At 63.8% G+C, this 15978-nt stretch carries 14 protein-coding genes; 10 read left to right on the forward strand and 4 right to left on the reverse strand.

The genetic code is table 11. From position 1 onward, the window contains the following. Positions 1 to 206: 206 nt before the first annotated feature. The 4 genes from ACCQ08_RS15345 (at position 207) to ACCQ08_RS15360 (ending at position 4143) form a co-directional block, all read left to right on the forward strand. A complete protein-coding gene (locus ACCQ08_RS15345) occupies positions 207 to 836 on the forward strand; it encodes a DUF2889 domain-containing protein (protein ID WP_373450284.1) in 630 nt (209 codons plus the stop codon). Between the two features lie 444 nt (positions 837 to 1280). Further along, a complete protein-coding gene (locus ACCQ08_RS15350; RefSeq protein ID WP_373450285.1) occupies positions 1281 to 2264 on the forward strand; it encodes a TRAP transporter substrate-binding protein in 984 nt (327 codons plus the stop codon). A gap of 84 nt (positions 2265 to 2348) precedes the next feature. Beyond that, complete coding sequence (locus ACCQ08_RS15355; protein ID WP_239811878.1) at positions 2349 to 2855, forward strand: TRAP transporter small permease; 507 nt, start codon at positions 2349 to 2351, stop codon at positions 2853 to 2855. Then, on the forward strand, positions 2848 to 4143 hold the full coding sequence (locus ACCQ08_RS15360) for a TRAP transporter large permease (RefSeq protein WP_239811877.1): 1296 nt from the start codon (positions 2848 to 2850) through the stop codon (positions 4141 to 4143). The genes ACCQ08_RS15355 and ACCQ08_RS15360 overlap by 8 nt, the downstream gene beginning before the upstream one ends. A gap of 64 nt (positions 4144 to 4207) precedes the next feature. Here the strand turns inward: ACCQ08_RS15360 and ACCQ08_RS15365 are convergent, their stop codons facing one another. From ACCQ08_RS15365 to ACCQ08_RS15375, 3 genes are all read right to left on the reverse strand, one after another. Next, positions 4208 to 5098 carry a LysR family transcriptional regulator gene (locus ACCQ08_RS15365; protein ID WP_239811876.1) on the reverse strand — a complete coding sequence of 297 codons (891 nt, stop codon included), beginning with the start codon at positions 5096 to 5098 and terminating at the stop codon, positions 4208 to 4210. An 82-nt stretch (positions 5099 to 5180) separates the two neighbouring features. After that, positions 5181 to 6584, reverse strand: coding sequence for a D-serine/D-alanine/glycine transporter (gene cycA, locus ACCQ08_RS15370; RefSeq protein WP_373450286.1), 1404 nt, complete (start codon positions 6582 to 6584; stop codon positions 5181 to 5183). A gap of 132 nt (positions 6585 to 6716) precedes the next feature. Continuing rightward, positions 6717 to 7328 (reverse strand): hypothetical protein, encoded by a 612-nt coding sequence (locus ACCQ08_RS15375; RefSeq protein ID WP_373450287.1) that lies wholly within the window; start codon positions 7326 to 7328, stop codon positions 6717 to 6719. A gap of 195 nt (positions 7329 to 7523) precedes the next feature. On the opposite strand from ACCQ08_RS15375, the gene ACCQ08_RS15380 reads away from it, so the two are divergent. The 5 genes from ACCQ08_RS15380 to mmsB all read left to right on the forward strand — a co-directional run bounded on the left by ACCQ08_RS15380 (position 7524) and on the right by mmsB (position 12291). Continuing rightward, the gene (locus ACCQ08_RS15380) at positions 7524 to 9047 is read left to right on the forward strand and encodes a CoA-acylating methylmalonate-semialdehyde dehydrogenase (protein ID WP_312409020.1); all 1524 of its coding nucleotides are present in this window, start codon (positions 7524 to 7526) and stop codon (positions 9045 to 9047) included. A 68-nt stretch (positions 9048 to 9115) separates the two neighbouring features. Then, positions 9116 to 9541: a lysozyme inhibitor LprI family protein gene (locus ACCQ08_RS15385; protein ID WP_373450288.1), complete on the forward strand. Its 426-nt coding sequence runs from the start codon at positions 9116 to 9118 to the stop codon at positions 9539 to 9541. A gap of 80 nt (positions 9542 to 9621) precedes the next feature. Next, complete coding sequence (locus tag ACCQ08_RS15390) at positions 9622 to 10788, forward strand: acyl-CoA dehydrogenase family protein (RefSeq protein ID WP_239811871.1); 1167 nt, start codon at positions 9622 to 9624, stop codon at positions 10786 to 10788. A gap of 43 nt (positions 10789 to 10831) precedes the next feature. Next, positions 10832 to 11323: a TfoX/Sxy family protein gene (locus tag ACCQ08_RS15395; RefSeq protein ID WP_312528368.1), complete on the forward strand. Its 492-nt coding sequence runs from the start codon at positions 10832 to 10834 to the stop codon at positions 11321 to 11323. Continuing rightward, positions 11320 to 12291 carry a 3-hydroxyisobutyrate dehydrogenase gene (gene mmsB, locus ACCQ08_RS15400; RefSeq protein ID WP_373450289.1) on the forward strand — a complete coding sequence of 324 codons (972 nt, stop codon included), beginning with the start codon at positions 11320 to 11322 and terminating at the stop codon, positions 12289 to 12291. The genes ACCQ08_RS15395 and mmsB overlap by 4 nt, the downstream gene beginning before the upstream one ends. A 28-nt stretch (positions 12292 to 12319) precedes the next feature. Here mmsB and ACCQ08_RS15405 read toward each other — a convergent pair whose 3' ends face one another. Further along, positions 12320 to 13573, reverse strand: coding sequence for a glutamate carboxypeptidase (locus ACCQ08_RS15405; RefSeq protein WP_373450313.1), 1254 nt, complete (start codon positions 13571 to 13573; stop codon positions 12320 to 12322). Positions 13574 to 13746: 173 nt separating this feature from the next. Here ACCQ08_RS15405 and mnmC point away from each other — a divergent pair, with 173 nt between their 5' ends. After that, positions 13747 to 15765, forward strand: coding sequence for an FAD-dependent 5-carboxymethylaminomethyl-2-thiouridine(34) oxidoreductase MnmC (gene mnmC, locus ACCQ08_RS15410; protein WP_373450290.1), 2019 nt, complete (start codon positions 13747 to 13749; stop codon positions 15763 to 15765). Positions 15766 to 15978 lie beyond the last annotated feature (213 nt).

The following is a 15978-nucleotide window of genomic DNA, read 5'->3' on the forward strand; positions in this document are numbered from 1 at the left end:
CCCTGCTCCGCAGCGGCGGCGCGATTGTTTTTACAATAGAGGGCTCTGCGCAGCCGGCAGCCCCCCCTGTCACCTGCTGCACAGACAGCCCGCAGCAACAGCCGCATAGTGATCAACACTGTTGGCATGGCAGCGCAGCGATACCGCGCCGTCTGCACCAAACCGGGTCATTCATAAAAAACAATCCCACCGCGACACCCTCTCCCATGCCTTTGTCTCCCGTCCCCAACCGAGTCCCCAAACATTTGCGCGATGTGCGTTACCGCAGCTTCGAGCGCGCCGATGGGCTCTGGGATGTCGAAGGCGAGCTGGTGGATACCAAGGCCTATGACCTGGTGCTCTCCGGCGAGCGCAAACGCATGGCCGGAGAACCCATTCACCATATGTGGATTCGCTGTACCATTGATACAACACTTACAGTGGTTGCGATCGAGGTCGCGATGGATGCGCATCCGCTGGGCGAGTGCCCGCTGGCCCTGCCCGCGATGCAACGCATGGTGGGCTGCTGCATGGCGCGCGGTTGGCGCAAGGCCATCGAAGCCAACCTCGGCAACATCGAGGGCTGCACCCATATGCGCGAGCTGCTGTTCAACATGGCGACTGTCGCCTTCCAGAGCGTGAACCAGGCCTTTGCGCGCCCCCAATCGGACCAGCCACCCCGCCATCTGGGGCAGTGCAAAGGCTGGGATTTCAATGGCAAAGGTGTCGCCACCATCTACCCCCAATTCATCGGCTGGCAAGCGCCCAAGCCAGGCAGCACCGGCACTGCAGCGGTGGCAACCACTAGCGCCAACCCCGCCGACAAGCCTGCCGACGACAGCGCCAACAAGGGCTGAACCGCCGCCCTGCTGCACTGCTGCCTCACGCCCGCCACCACCGCGCTCCAGCCGCCGTGGTGGCTTTTTTGCGCCTGCATTTCCAGGCTTTAGAGAGCTCTTAAGACTGCCTTAAGGTCAGGCTTTGGCGTCCCATGGGGCTGTCTGATTTCTCAGCAAACCTAGTATTAACCCTATGACACTATGACGGCAAAAATAATGGACGTGTTCCATCGAAATCAAAAATCGTTGAACAATTTTTAATACCACATCCCACAAAAGAAATTTTGAAACCTACAAGAACCGACGATTGTTGAAACCCCGTATAGCGTTACTTTGCAATAACTGTTAATTTTGGCAAACAATTCACCAGCATAGCAGTTGCGGCAGACGTTGCTGTCGCTGGTGATCGTATTCATCCCGGGCAGCATCCGCTGCGCCTATTTGTCTCTAGAAGGAGCCGTCATGAAGCGTCGAGTTTTTTGTGCCACCGCCACCCTGGTTGCCAGCATCGGTTTTGCCACCGCAGCCGCTGCGCAAACCAAATGGGATTTCGCCACGGCGTATGCGCCATTTAACTTTCACTCCAAAAACAATGAGCAGTTCGTCAAGGACGTGGACGCGGCGACCAGCGGCAAACTCAAAATCACACCCCATTTTGGTGCATCGCTGTTCAAAATGCCCGAAATCAAGCGTGCCGTGCAAACCGGTAATGCGCAAATGGGCGAGTTCTTTCTGGTGAGTTTCCAGAATGAATCGCAGATCTTCGGTGTCGATGGACTGCCCTTCCTCGTCAACAACTACGACGACGCGTTCAAGCTCTACCAGGCCCAAAAGCCGGCGCTGCAGAAATTGCTGGACAAGCAAGGCCAGGTGCTGCTGTATTCGGTGGCCTGGCCGCCGCAAGGCATCTACACCAAGAAGCCCATCAACTCGGCAGCTGACCTCAAGGGCATGAAATGGCGCGTCTACTCGCCCACGACGGCCCGCATTGGCGAGCTGATCGGCGCGCAACCGGCGACCGTGCAGGAAGCCGAGCTGTCCCAAGCCCTGGCCACCGGCGTGGTCGATGGCCTGATCACCTCCAGCGCCACCGGCGCCGACAACAAGCTTTTTGAAAACCTGAAGTACTACTACAACGTGCAGGCCTGGATACCGAAGAATGCCGTCACCGTGAGCAAGAAGGCCTTCAACGCGCTGGGCAAGACCGAGCAGGAAGCGGTGCTCAAGGCCGCTGCTGCTGCCGAAGAGCGCGGCTGGAAGGAATCCAAGGAAGTGGATGCCAAGTCGCTGGCGACCCTGAAGCAAGGCGGCATGAGCATCGAGCAGCCAGCGGCCCAGCTCAAGGCTGACCTGGCCAAGGTCGGCGAGACCGTCATCAAGGAATGGACCGACAAGGCGGGCGCTGAAGGCAAGGCCATTTTGGACGCCTACCAGGCCTCCAAGTAAGCCACGGCCCCTCTCTATGCAGTCCGCCGGCCTAGGCCGGGTGGGCTGCATAGTCAGCAACCTTTACTGCTTTGAATGACAAGCATGCGCAAGCTACTCAATGGACTGTATGAAGCCTCCGCCTGGCTGGCGGGGCTTTCAATGATCGGCATCCTCGTGATGGTGCTGCTCACCGTCATCAGCCGCCTGTTCGGCTTCAGTGCCCCGGGCACCGATTCCTATGCGGGCTACGCGATGGCGGGAGCGGGCTTCATGGCCCTGGCCAGTACCCTCAAAAAAGGCGAGCATATCCGCGTGACCCTGCTGCTGGGCGCGCTCAAAGGCTCCGCCCTCAAGACCATGGAAGTGATTGCCTTGGTCATCGCCACCGTGCTGTCGGGCTTCCTGGCGTTCTACGCTTCGCGCCTGGTCTGGCAATCCTGGGAGATCGACGATATTTCGGTCGGCATCGACGCGACGCCGCTGTGGATTCCCCAAATTTTCATGGCACTGGGTACGCTGGTGTTCTTTATCGCCTTTTGCGACGAGCTGGTGCTGGAGCTGATGGGCAAACGCAAACCTGTGGTTAAAGAGGACGCCCACCATGAATGAAATTACCGCCAGCATTGCGCTGATCGTGGTGCTGCTGATCCTGCTGGGCGGCGGCGTCTGGGTGGGTCTGACCCTGGCCGGTGTCGCCTGGTTCGGCATGGAGTTCTTCACCGCCCGTGCGGCTGGGGACGCGATGGCGATGACGATCTGGGGATCGGCCAGCAGCTGGACCTTGACGGCGCTGCCGCTGTTCGTCTGGATGGGTGAGATTCTCTACCGCACTAACCTATCGGAGAGCATGTTCCGCGGCCTCGCACCCTGGGTCAACCTGCTGCCCGGCCGCTTGCTGCACACCAATGTGATTGGCTGCACGATTTTTGCGGCGGTGTCTGGCTCGTCGGCCGCCACCTGCGCCACCGTCGGCAAGATGAATGTGCCCGAGCTGATGAAGCGCGGCTACCCCGAGAACATGGTCATCGGCTCGCTGGGCGGCCCTGCCACCCTGGGCCTGCTGATTCCGCCATCGATCATCCTGATCGTCTACGGCGTGGCCGCGGAGATGTCGATCTCCAAGCTCTTCATGGCCGGCGTGCTGCCCGGCATCATGCTGGCGCTGATGTTCAGCGGCTGGATCGTGTTCTGGGCGCTGCTCAACCCGAACAAGATTCCCAAGGCTGACAGCACGATGAGCTTCAAGCAAAAGCTCCACGAGTCGCGCCACCTGATCCCGGTGGTGCTGCTGATTGCCTCGGTGATTGCCAGTATTTACACCGGCATTGCAACGGCGACCGAAGCAGCTGCCATCGGTGTGGTGGGCTCGCTGGTGCTGTCTGCCGCCCAAGGCGCGCTGACCTGGAAGAACTTCAGGGACTCGCTGTTTGGCGCCACGCGCCTGTACTGCATGATCGCGCTGATCCTCGCCGGCGCTGCGTTCATGACCTTGTCGATGGGTTATATCGGCCTGCCACGCCAGCTGGCCGAGTATGTCGGCAGTCTGAACCTGTCGCCGGCGATGCTGATCATCGTGCTCGGCATCTTCTACATCCTGATCGGCTGCTTCCTGGACGGTATCTCCACGATCGTGCTGACCATGGGCGTAGTGCTGCCGATCATCCAGGCTGCCGGTATCGATCCGCTGTGGTTCGGCATCTTCCTGGTGATCACCGTGGAGACTGCCCAGATCACACCGCCAGTGGGCTTCAACCTGTTTGTGCTGCAAGGCATGACGGGCAAGCAGATCACCTACCTGGCCCGCGTCTGCGCGCCGTACTTTGTGCTGATGGTGCTGGCCCTGGTGATTCTGTGGTTCTTTCCGCAAATCGTCACCGTGCTGCCGAACAACATGTAAACCGCTCGTCGCTGCACAACGAACCGGCTGCCTTGGCAGCCGGTTTTTTTTTAGGTGCCGGAGGTCAGCACAGCAGCAGGTCCTGCTGCTCCTGCACCGTGGCCTGCAAAAAGCGCCAGACCACCTGGATGCCTGGCACAGAGCGCAGCTCCGGCGGCATCGACATCCAGAAAGTGCGGGTGAACTGGGCCTGCTCGGGCAGCACGCGCTGCAGCAGCGGATCCTTGTCGGCCAGAAAGCCGGGCAGCACCCCCAAGCCTGCACCGGTGCGCACGGCGGTGTACTGCGCCAGGATGCTGGTGCTGCGGAAGCTGAAGCGCTGCGGTGCGCTCAGGCTGTCAAGAAACTGCAGCTCCTTGGTGAACAGCTGGTCATCGACATAGTGCACAAAGCGGTGGCTGGCCAGGCCTTCGGTCGAGGTGATCAGCGGATGGCGCGCCAGGTATTCGCGCTGGCCATACAGATACAGGCGGTACTCGGTCAGCCGGCTGGTCACGACGGTATCGCGCACCGGGCGCTCCAGCGAGATGACGATGTCGGCTTCGCGGCGCGAGAGCTGGAGCATGCGCGGCACGGCCAGCAGGTCAATCGTCAGCAACGGGTAGCGCTGGGCCAACACGGCCAGGTGCTTGGCCAGCACCTGGGTGCCAAAGCCCTCGGTCACGCCGATGCGCACCACGCCGCTGGGCGTCTCGGCGCCTTGGCTGGCGGCAATCGGCGCAATGCCGCGCGCAATCTGGTCCATGGCCTCGGCCCGTGGCTGCAACTGGCGGCCGGCATCGGTCAGCTTGTAGCCACTGCCCTCGCGGGTGAACAAGGTGGCGCCGAGCTGCTTTTCCAACGCCTGGATGCGGCGCGACACCGTCGTGTGCTCCACGCCCAGCGCCTTGGCAGCACCCACCAAGGTGCCCGCCTGCACCAAGGCCCAGAAAAAGCGCAAATGATCCCAATCCATGCCAGCCCCTTGTCGATGTTGCACAGCATTATTGTGCAAATTTGCAACAGGGGCAGCAGTGAGGCAGCGTGCCTGGCTCCGATCAGGCGAGTGGGGCGCGCTTGCGTTGCCAGGCGTAGGCCAGGCCCAGCAGCACAAACCAGGCCGGCGTGGCGATCAGCGCCTGGCGCGTGTCCAGCTCCAGGCTGAGCAGCACCAGCACGGCGGCAAAGAAGGCCAGGCAGACCCAGCACATGAACACGCCGCCGGGCATGCGGTAGCGGGAGGCCTCATGCAGCGCCGGGCGCTGCTTGCGGTAGCTGATATAGGACAGCAGGATCAGCGACCAGACAAACATGAAGAGGATGGCCGAGACGGTGGTCACCAAGGTGAAGGCTTCCACCAGGTTGGGCACCACCCACATCAAAAACGCACCGCCCAGCAGGCAGACGCAGGAGAACAGCAGGCCGCGCGAAGGCACGCTGCTGGCCGAGAGCTTGCCAAACGAGCGCGGTGCATCTCCTTTGAGCGCCAGTCCAAACAGCATGCGGCTGGTGGAGAACACGCCGCTGTTGGCCGATGAGGCGGCCGAGGTCAGCACGACAAAATTGATCACGCTCGCTGCGGCAGGCAGGCCGGCCAGCACAAACAGTTCCACAAACGGGCTCTTGCTCGGAACCACATCACGCCAGGGGGTGACGGCCATGATGGCGATCAGCGCGCAGACGTAGAAGATGATGATGCGCACCGGAATCGAGTTGATCGCGCGCGGCAGGGTGCGGTGCGGGTCCTTGGCCTCGGCGGCTGTGGTGCCCACCAGCTCGATACCGACAAAGGCGAACACCGCGATCTGGAAGCCGGCAAAAAAGCCCATCGCCCCATGGGGGAAGAGCCCGCCATCGTTCCAGAGGTTGGCGATACTCGCCTGGCGCCCGGCTGGCGAGCTGAAACCGGTGCTGACCATGTACAGGCCCGTGCCCACCAGCGCGACGATCGCGACGATCTTGATCATCGCAAACCAGAACTCGATCTCGCCAAAGAGCTTGACGGTCAGCAGGTTCAGCGACAGCAGCAAGGCCACGCAGGCGATCGCGGGTGCCCACTGGGGCAAATCAGGCCACCAGAACTGGGCATAGGCGGAGATCGCAATCACATCGGCAATGCCGGTGATGATCCAGCAGAACCAGTAGGTCCACCCGGTGAAAAAGCCAGCCCAGGGGCCCAGCAGGTCGTCGGAGAAATCGATGAAGGACTTGTACTGCAGGTTGGACAGCAGCAGCTCCCCCATGGCCCGCATCACAAAGAACAGCATGATGCCGATGATGGCGTAGACCAGCACGATGGAGGGCCCCGCCAGGCTGATGGTCTTGCCCGAGCCCATGAAGAGGCCCGTGCCGATGGCGCCGCCAATAGCGATCAACTGGATATGGCGGTTGCTGAGATTGCGTTGGAGATCGTCGGTGCCATGCTCGGCCCTCGATTGCTCCGCTGGGGCCTGTTTGTTCATGGAGTAGAGCGCCGGGCGTTAGCGAAAAAGATAGTGCGCTCAGCCCAGCTGAAGCTGGCACGCACCGCGAAGGTGCGCAAGGATAAAACAGCGTTACACCGCGCAGGGCCAAAAGGTTATTTTGTTGCGCAACTAATTGTGCAAAGTCAGCAGTTTGCCGCCCACCCGTTGGGCCAGGGCCTGCAAAGGCGCGACAGCGCTGCTTTCCAACACAGACAGCGGATAACTATCGCTATCGATGTCGATGCTGACCAAGCTCAGTCCCTGGCGGCGCAGGCAGTCACCCGCTTCCTGCAAGGCCTCATGGTTCAGCGCCTTGCTGCCCGCCAGCACCTGCAGGTCCACACCCGCTTGCTGCACGGTTTTCAGCTGCTGCAGCGCCCAGATGGCGTCGTCCATGCCCAGCTTCCAATCGAGCTCTACGTTCTGCCCACGGCGCTGCAGCCCTTCTAACAGCGCCAGCCAAGGCGTCACATGCTCGGGCTCGTCCATCCCCCGGTTGACCAACGCATCCGCAAAGCGATCAAGGTAGAGCGCCGGCTGCTCGATGGCCTGGCGCACCTCGCTCCACAGTTCAGCGGTATCGTCCAATGCCAGCGCCTGACCCCAAGCCAGGCACAAGGCATGCCAGTCGTCCAGCGTAGGCTCCGAGGGGCGTTCAGGCGCAAGCGCCGGTGCGGTGCTTCCGTCTTGGGCCGGCGGTTTGGCGCCCAACAGCTGACCGATTCTTTCTAACCAACCCATGCAAGCCTCCTTTGAAAAGCCACCAGAACAGTATGCCCCAAGCCGTCTGCAGCAAGGGGAATGTGCAGCTTCGCACAGCCATGTGCAGGCAACCTCTTGTTTGGGCGAATGCGCACATCTACCATGGGCACCAACGGTAGCTTGCCCGCTGGCAACCTGCCGCCGCTCGTGACCCAGATACCCAGGAGACAAAACATGAACGCACCGCAATCCACCAGCACCTTGGCGCCGACCGTCAAGCTGTTGATCAACGGCCAGCTGGTCGAGTCCAAGACCACGCAGTGGCGTGACGTCGTCAACCCTGCGACCCAGCAGGTGCTGGCCCGCGTGCCTTTTGCAACGCCCGAAGAGATCAACGCCGCCGTGGCCAATGCCAAGGAAGCGTTCAAGACCTGGAAGAAGACGCCGATTGGCGTGCGCGCCCGCATCTTCCTCAAGCTCCAGCAGCTGATCCGCGAGAACATGAAGGAGCTGGCCGCCATCCTGACGGCCGAGCAAGGCAAGACCCTGCCCGACGCCGAAGGCGATGTGTTTCGCGGACTGGAAGTGGTCGAGCATGCGGCCAACATCGGCTCCCTGCAGTTGGGTGAGCTGGCCAACAATGTGGCCAATGGTGTCGACACCTACACCCTGAACCAGCCGCTGGGCGTTTGCGCCGGCATCACTCCCTTCAACTTCCCGGCGATGATCCCGCTGTGGATGTTCCCGATGGCGATTGCGACCGGCAACACCTTTGTGCTCAAGCCCTCCGAGCAAGACCCGATGGTGACCATGCGCCTGTGCGAGCTGGCACTGGAAGCCGGCGTGCCCCCGGGCGTGCTCAATGTGATCCACGGCGGCGAAGACGCGGTCAATGCCATCTGCGACCACCCCGATATCAAGGCGATCAGCTTTGTGGGCTCGACCAAGGTCGGCACCCATGTGTACAACCGCGCATCGCTCAACGGCAAGCGCGTGCAATGCATGATGGGCGCGAAAAACCACGCCATCGTGCTGCCCGACTGCAACAAGGAGCAGTCGCTCAACGCGCTCGCGGGTGCGGCGTTTGGTGCCGCTGGCCAGCGCTGCATGGCGCTGTCGGTGGTGGTGCTGGTCGGAGAAGCGCAGAAGTGGATCCCCGAATTGGTCGAAAAGGCCAAGACCCTGAAGGTCTCTGCCGGCACCGAAGCGGGCACCGATGTGGGCCCGGTCGTCTCCTGCCAGGCGCTGTCGCGGGTCGAGGGCCTGATCGAGCGCGGCATTGCCGACGGTGCCAAGCTGGAGCTCGATGGCCGAAAGCCCGCCGTCGCGGGTTATGAAAAGGGCAATTTCGTCGGCCCGACGGTCTTCTCCGGCGTCAAGCCCGGCATGGCCATTTATGACCAGGAAATCTTCGGCCCGGTGCTCTGCATTGCCGAGGCTGCCGATATCGATGAGGCGATTGCCTTCATCAACGCCAACCCCAATGGCAACGGCACGGCGATCTTCACGCAAAGCGGCGCCGCAGCGCGCAAGTTCCAGGAAGAGATCGATGTCGGCCAGATCGGCATCAATGTGCCCATTCCTGTGCCGGTGCCACTGTTCTCGTTCACCGGCAGCCGCGCCTCCAAGCTCGGCGACCTGGGCCCCTACGGCAAGCAGGTCGTCATGTTCTACACGCAGACCAAGACGGTGACGGCCCGCTGGTTTGACGACAGCACCATTGCCCATGGCGTGAACACCACGATCAGCCTGAAGTAAGCGGCGTTGGCCAACACCGCAGCGGCCCTTTGCCGGACCGCTGCGGTTTTGCGGCGATGATCTGGGCTATGCCCCATTCCTTTGCATTCCGCCCAGCACTGCTGGCTCTGTTTTTTGCAGCCTCGGCTGCCCTCGCGCCGCAGACCGTGCTTGCCCAGGCAGGCGCGGCCTGTGTGAGCGGCGGCAATACCGAGCAAACCAATGCCTGCGCGGTGCAGGCCTTTCAGCAAGCCGATACCGACAACAATATCCTGTATGCCGACGTCATGCGCATTCTCTCGGCGCACGAGCGCCCTGCACTGCGCCGCGACCAGAACGAGTGGATACGCCAGCGCGCGGCCACCTGCAAAAAGCAGCAGGCCGCGCACGAGGCCCAGCCCGACTGGCCGCGCCGCTACCACGAATGCCTGGTGGCCGAAATCGGCAAGCGCAGGAAGGAGTTGATGGTCTGGCTGCACGAGGGCCCGCCGCCCGAGCTGCTACAAAAACCATAGCCAGCCGCGTTCACCACAAAACGGTGCTGCCCGGGCCTCGCATGCCCGGCGCAGCGCGATAAGAGACAGGAGACAAGCCCATGGATTTCGAGCTATCAGAAGACCAACGCGCCTTTGCCGACACCGCGCGCGCCTTTGCCCAGACCGAGCTGGCCCCCCATGCCGCGCACTGGGATGCAGAGGCCGTCTTCCCCCGTGAGGCGATTGCCAAGGCCGGCGAGCTGGGCTTTTGCGGCCTGTATGCGCCTGAAAACGCCGGCGGCCTGGCGCTGCCCCGGCTCGATGCCACCCTGGTGTTTGAGGAGCTGGCCGCGGTCGACCCCTCCACCACCGCCTTCATCACCATCCACAACATGGCGACCTGGATGCTGGGCACCTGGGCCAGCGATGCCGTGCGCGACGAATGGGGCCCGCTGCTCGCCAGCGGCCAGAAGCTGGCCAGCTATTGCCTGACCGAGCCCGGTGCCGGGTCCGACGCCGCCTCGCTCAAGACCCGGGCCGAGCTGGTCGGCCATGACTACATCATCAACGGCAGCAAGGCCTTCATCAGCGGGGCCGGCGCCACCGACATGCTGGTGCTGATGGCCCGCACCGGTGATGCCCAATCGGGCGCCTCGGGCATCAGCGCCTTTGCGGTGCCTGCGCACCTGGAAGGCATCAGCTACGGCAAGAAGGAAGAAAAGATGGGCTGGAACAGCCAGCCCACGCGCGTGATCAGCTTTGACAATGTGCGCATCCCCGCCAACCACCTGCTGGGCCGCGAGGGCGAAGGCTTCAAGATCGCGATGAAGGGGCTCGACGGCGGCCGCATCAATATCGCCACCTGCTCGGTGGGCGCGGCCCAGGGCGCGCTGACCCAGGCGCAAAGCTATATGCAGGAGCGCAAGCAGTTCGGCAAGCCGATTGCCAGCTTTCAGGCGCTGCAATTCAAGCTGGCCGACATGGCCACCGAACTGGTCGCCGCGCGGCAGATGGTGCGCCTGGCCGCCAGCAAGCTCGACGCCGGCGCGCGCGACGCCTCGACCTACTGCGCCATGGCCAAACGCTTTGCGACGGACGCCGGTTTCAACGTCTGCAACGATGCACTGCAGCTGCATGGCGGCTACGGCTATATTCGGGAGTACCCGCTGGAGCGCCTGATGCGCGACGCCCGGGTGCACCAGATTCTGGAAGGCACCAACGAAATCATGCGGGTCATCATCGCCCGGCGCATGCTCGATGGAGATGCGCCCGAGGCCATCCGCTGAGCAGGCCCCTGCCCTGCCCCTTCTGCCCAAGCACTATCCCACCATGCCACGCCGCCCTCTGGACCCCGAAACTTTGCGCCTCATCGATGCCGTGCGCCTGGCACTGGCCGAGCAAGCCGTGGGCGTCTCGGTGGAAGAGAAAACCATGTTCGGCTGCCATGTGTTCATGGTCGACGGCAAGATGTGCCTGGGCGTGGAAAACGATGAGCTGCTGGTGCGCCTGGCGCCCGACACCCATGCCCAGGTGGCAGAAATGCCTGGCCTGCGCCCGCTGTCGTCCAAAGGTTTGATGGACGGCTATTTTCTGGTCGGCCCTGCGGCCTACGCCACGCGCGAGGCCTGGCAGCACTGGATCGATGCGGCGCTGGCCTTCAACCCGCGCGCCAAGGCGACCCCAAAGAAAAAGCCCAAGGCAGCCGCTTCCGATCCATCCGCCAAGCCGCTTAAAAAACCAAAAACCGCCAAGCCGGCTGGCGATGCGGGCCCGGCCCCCGCCGCCCGCAAACGCCACAGCGTGTTTGACAGCGATCTTTGAGTACTGACTGTCATTCGCAACCCCTACCAACCGACAAGCTTTGCAATAACACCTTCAAGGAGACAAACATGGCAACTATCGCATTCATCGGCCTGGGCAATATGGGCGCGCCCATGGCCATCAACCTGGCCAAGGCGGGCCACCAGGTGCACGCTTTTGACCTGAGCCGCGAGGCGGTAGCCAAGGTGGTGGCCGAAGGCGGCAGCGCCACGACCAGCGCCCGGGAGGCCGTCGAAGGCGCGGAGGTGGTCGTCAGCATGCTGCCCGCCAGCCAGCATGTCGAAGGCCTGTTTCTGGGCAACGGCAGCCAGGCGGGCCTGCTGCAAGGCATTACCAAAGGCGCGCTGATCATCGACAGCTCCACGATTGCGGCAGCGACCAGCCAGAAAGTGGCCAAGGCCGCGCAAGCGCTGGGGATTGGCTTTATCGATGCGCCTGTCTCCGGCGGCACCGGTGGCGCGATTGCCGGCACCCTGACCTTCATTGTCGGCGGCAGCGCAGCAGACTTGGAGCGTGCCCGCCCACTGCTCGAGAAAATGGGCAAGAACATCTTCCACGCCGGCGATGTGGGCGCAGGCCAGACGGCCAAGATCTGCAACAACATGCTGCTGGGCATTTTGATGATCGGCACCAGCGAGGCGATTGCGCTGGGCGTTGCCAATGGCCTGGATCCCAAGGTGCTCAGCGAAATCATGCGGCGCAGCTCGGGCGGCAACTGGGCGCTGGAGGTCTACAACCCCTTCCCCGGCGTGCAGGACGCCAGCGCTGCCACGCGCGGCTACACCGGCGGCTTTGGCACCGACCTGATGCTCAAGGACCTGGGCCTGGCGCAGGAAAGCGCAATGACGGTGAAGGCCAGCACCCCGCTGGGCGGCATGGCGCGCCAGCTGTATGCGGCGCACAGCATTGCCGGCCATGGTGGCGAGGACTTCTCCAGCGTCATCAAGATGCTGCAGAAAAAGGGCTGAGTCTCAGCCCTGCTCCGGCGGCCGGTGCTCAGCGCGCGGTCGCCGGCTCCGACAGCGCCATCACCATGCGCGCCACCAAGTACAGGCGCGGCGCAATGCAGTCCAGCAGAATGTATTCGCCATACATGTCATGCGCGCCGTAGCCGCACACGCCCATGCCCTCGACCACCCCACCCCGGGTGTTGAGGGCGGCAAAAGCGGCATCGGTGCCGCCACCCAGCGCCACATCGTTCACATGCAGCGGTATGCCCAGCTCATCCTGGTAGATGGCTTTGGCCTGCGCGGCAATGCGGCGTGCCGCATCGCTGGCCTGCATCGGCGGGCGGCGCAGCTCAAAGCGGGCCGTCACCTTGCTGTCAGGCAGCAGGCGGTTCTTGATTTTTTCCTGCACCGCATCCTGCAGCGCCTGAAAATCCTGGGCCCGCAGCGCCCGCGCATCGGCCTGCGCCCACGCATGGGGCGGTATCACATTGCGGGTGGTGCCCGCCTGCGCGATGGTCCAGTTCAGCTTCAGACCATTTTCTGGCTGCGACAGGTCGCGCATCTGCAGCAGCTGGTGCGACAGTTCATACAGCGCATTCACCCCTGCCTCCGGCTTGGCCCCGGCATGCGAGGATTTACCCTCCACATCCAGGAACATCGCACCAATACCACTGGTGGCCAGGTGCAAGGTGCCTTGCAGGCCCCCGCTCTCGAACGAGAAGATGGCATCCTGGTCGCGCGCCAGCGCGCTGATCAGCCGGCGTGAGCCCGGCGAGCTGATCTCTTCATCGCTGTTGAACAGCACGGTGATCTCGCCAAAGCGGTCATAGCCTAGCTTTTGCAGCATCGCAATGCTGTGCAGCACCAGCGCCACCCCCTGCTTTTCGTCTTCCACGCCAAGGCCGTAGACGCGGTCACCCTCGATGCGGAAAGGCTGCTTATCAACATCACCGCGCTGGTAGACGGTGTCCATGTGCGCCATCATCAGGATGCGGGACTGGCCCCGGCCCTTGAAGACGGCCTGCACCATGGGGCCGACCTGCTCGGGCGTATCTTCCAGCCGCACCACATCCGTCGCGGGAATGGTCTGCACCTCGCCGCCCAGTGCTTTCAGGCGCTCGGCAGCCACCTGGGCGATATAGCTGACGCCGCCATAATCGCGGCTGCCCGATTCGATATGCACCAGGTTTTTCAACGTGGCGAGCATGGGGTTTTGCTCTGCCTGCGCTGCGGCATACACGGCAGGCTCGGCTTTGGCAGGCGCTTGGGCGTGGCCGGGCGCGCTCCAGGCCAGCGCCATCCACAAACCACAGAAGACATAAGAGCAGGAAGACGGTCGATCAGGCATGGGCCGATGATAGTACGGCTTCGACAACAAATTGTCACAAAACCGCCATGAGCGGCGATACCGGCGCTGCAGCAGCCTCCCACTCCCTACAATGCGCATTCTTTGAAAAATGATCTTTGCAAGCCATGACCGAGACCGTGCAATGGATGGCCGACGGCACACCGTATAGCCCCCGCTTTGGCGACCGCTACCACAGCGAAGCTGCCCATGCACTGGCCCAGGCCGAGCAGGTGTTCCTGGCCGGTTGCGGCCTGCCCCAGGCCTGGGCAGGCCAGCCGCAGTGGCGCATTCTGGAGACCGGCTTTGGCTTTGGGCTGAATTTCCTGGTCACCTGGCATGCCTGGCAGCAAGACCCGGCCCGGCCCGCACTGCTGCACTTTGTCTCGACCGAGGCCTTTCCCATTACGGCCATGGACCTGCTGGCGCAGGCGCGCAAGTTTCCCCATCTGCTGCCGCTGGCCGAGGAACTGGCAGCCCAATGGTGGGGCCTGCTGCCGGGCGTGCATCGGCTGCGCCTGGCCGGTGGCCGGGTGCTGCTCAGCCTGCTGGTGGGCGACAGCCAGACCATGCTGCGCCAGCACGAACTGGTCGCCGACAGCATTTACCTGGACGGCTTCAGCCCCGCCCGCAACCCCGACATGTGGAGCCTGCACACCCTGAAGGCCGTGGCACGCTGCGCCCGGCGCGGCACCCGGCTCGCCACCTGGACCATCGCCGCCCAGCTGCGGCGCGACCTGGCCCAGTGCGGCTTTGAGGTGCGAAAGGTGCCCGGCGTGCCGCCCAAGCGCGACAACCTGCAGGCCAGCTTTGCGCCGCACTGGGAGCCCCGCAAGGCGCCGCTGTGGCCCATGGGCGCGCAGGCCCTGCCAGCGCGGCTCGCCGGCGGTGGCGGGCACGCTGCCATCGTCGGCGCGGGCATCGCCGGTGCGGCTTGCGCGCGCCAGCTGGCCCTGCGCGGCTGGCAGGTGACCGTGCTCGATGCCGCCAGCCATCCGGCCGCCGGCGCGTCTGCGCTGCCCGCCGGCATTTTTGCGCCCCATACCAGCAGCGACGACAGCCTGCTCTCGCGCATCACCCGCGCCGGCCAGCGTTGCAGCCTGCAATGCTTGCAGCAGCTGCTGCAGGCCGGGGTGGATTGGGAGATGACCGGGGTGCTGGAGCGCCGGCAACTGGGCACGCCACCCGATGAGACGGCAGCGCATGGCGACGGCCCGGCAGTGCCGGCACGCCGTAGCGCCCATGAACGGCCACCCGCCTGGAGAGACACGCTGGCCGCGCCTGCCGCTGACTGGAGTGACGAGGCCAGCGCCGCCTGCCTGGAGGCGCTGGGCTTGCCCGCCGGCACCCCCGCGCTCTGGCACCCGCGCGGCGGCTGGCTGCGCCCGGCCGCGCTGGTGCAGGCCCTGCTGGACCATCCAGCGATCCGCTTTGTGGGCAACGCCCCGGTGCAGGCGCTCGACGCGCTTGAGACCGCAGAAGGCCCGCCGCAGTGGTCGCTGCGCGACGGCCAAGGCGAGCCATGGGCGCAGGCCGATCTGGTCGTGCTCTGCGCCGGGCCGCAATCGGCCAGCATCCGCATCAACGGACAAAGCCTGGCTGCGGCCCCAGCGCTGCAAACCATTCGCGGCCAGGTCAGCTGGGGCAGCTACCCGGCCGCCCAGGCGCCGACTGTCCACCCGCCCGTCAACGGCCATGGCAGCTGGGTGCCGTATTTCCGCCATGGGCAGACCGGAGAAGCGGCCTGGGTCATGGGATCAAGTTTTGAGCGTGGTCAATCCACACTGCCGCCTTCGGCCGACGACGCCGCCGCTGCGCATGCAGGCAACTGGGCCAAGCTGCAAACCTTGCTGCCGGCAGGCCACCGGCCCGATGCCCAGGCCTTTGCCCAGGCCCGGCACTGGGCCCAGCTGCGCTGCGCATCGGCCGACCGGCTGCCGCTGGTAGGCCCGCTCTTGCCAGCGCAGGCGCTGCAAGCGCTGCCCAAAGGCCTCGCCAGCCCCTGGGTTGCGACGGCGATGGGATCGCGCGGCCTCACCTGGGCGCTGCTCTGCGCCGAACTGCTGGCGGCCCGCCTGCATGCGGAGCCGCTGCCGGTAGCCAACCCGCTGGCCCTGGCGCTGGCCAGCGACCGTTACTGCAAATAGGCGGGTGTATGGAAGGCCGTGGTTGCCGCGGCCAGGGCCTTCGCCTCGCCCCGTCTACCGGGCCTGCTACCGCGCCCATATGCCATTTACTCACTAGCATTTGCCATTTTCATATAACTCGATGTCATACAGGACTGAGAAAAATGTAGTTTGAGTTTATATAAAACTTTTCTACAGTACATCGCAACAGCCCAGCTCCGCCGCCATTGGGGC

The sequence above is a fragment of the Comamonas sp. SY3 genome, from assembly GCF_041730275.1.
Classification (GTDB): domain Bacteria; phylum Pseudomonadota; class Gammaproteobacteria; order Burkholderiales; family Burkholderiaceae_C; genus Comamonas; species Comamonas sediminis.

Excerpts from the sequence above, each read along its gene's own strand:
- ACCQ08_RS15350 (WP_373450285.1), top strand. The coding sequence starts at position 1,281 with ATGAAGCGTCGAGTTTTTTGTGCCACCGCCACCCTGGTTGCCAGCATC.
- ACCQ08_RS15375 (WP_373450287.1), bottom strand. The coding sequence starts at position 7,328 with ATGGGTTGGTTAGAAAGAATCGGTCAGCTGTTGGGCGCCAAACCGCCG.
- ACCQ08_RS15380 (WP_312409020.1), top strand. The coding sequence starts at position 7,524 with ATGAACGCACCGCAATCCACCAGCACCTTGGCGCCGACCGTCAAGCTG.
- ACCQ08_RS15405 (WP_373450313.1), bottom strand. The coding sequence starts at position 13,573 with ATGGCGCTGGCCTGGAGCGCGCCCGGCCACGCCCAAGCGCCTGCCAAA.
- ACCQ08_RS15395 (WP_312528368.1), top strand. The coding sequence starts at position 10,832 with ATGCCACGCCGCCCTCTGGACCCCGAAACTTTGCGCCTCATCGATGCC.
- ACCQ08_RS15385 (WP_373450288.1), top strand. The coding sequence starts at position 9,116 with ATGCCCCATTCCTTTGCATTCCGCCCAGCACTGCTGGCTCTGTTTTTT.
- mnmC (WP_373450290.1), top strand. The coding sequence starts at position 13,747 with ATGACCGAGACCGTGCAATGGATGGCCGACGGCACACCGTATAGCCCC.
- ACCQ08_RS15365 (WP_239811876.1), bottom strand. The coding sequence starts at position 5,098 with ATGGATTGGGATCATTTGCGCTTTTTCTGGGCCTTGGTGCAGGCGGGC.
- ACCQ08_RS15360 (WP_239811877.1), top strand. The coding sequence starts at position 2,848 with ATGAATGAAATTACCGCCAGCATTGCGCTGATCGTGGTGCTGCTGATC.
- ACCQ08_RS15345 (WP_373450284.1), top strand. The coding sequence starts at position 207 with ATGCCTTTGTCTCCCGTCCCCAACCGAGTCCCCAAACATTTGCGCGAT.
- ACCQ08_RS15390 (WP_239811871.1), top strand. The coding sequence starts at position 9,622 with ATGGATTTCGAGCTATCAGAAGACCAACGCGCCTTTGCCGACACCGCG.
- ACCQ08_RS15355 (WP_239811878.1), top strand. The coding sequence starts at position 2,349 with ATGCGCAAGCTACTCAATGGACTGTATGAAGCCTCCGCCTGGCTGGCG.
- cycA (WP_373450286.1), bottom strand. The coding sequence starts at position 6,584 with ATGAACAAACAGGCCCCAGCGGAGCAATCGAGGGCCGAGCATGGCACC.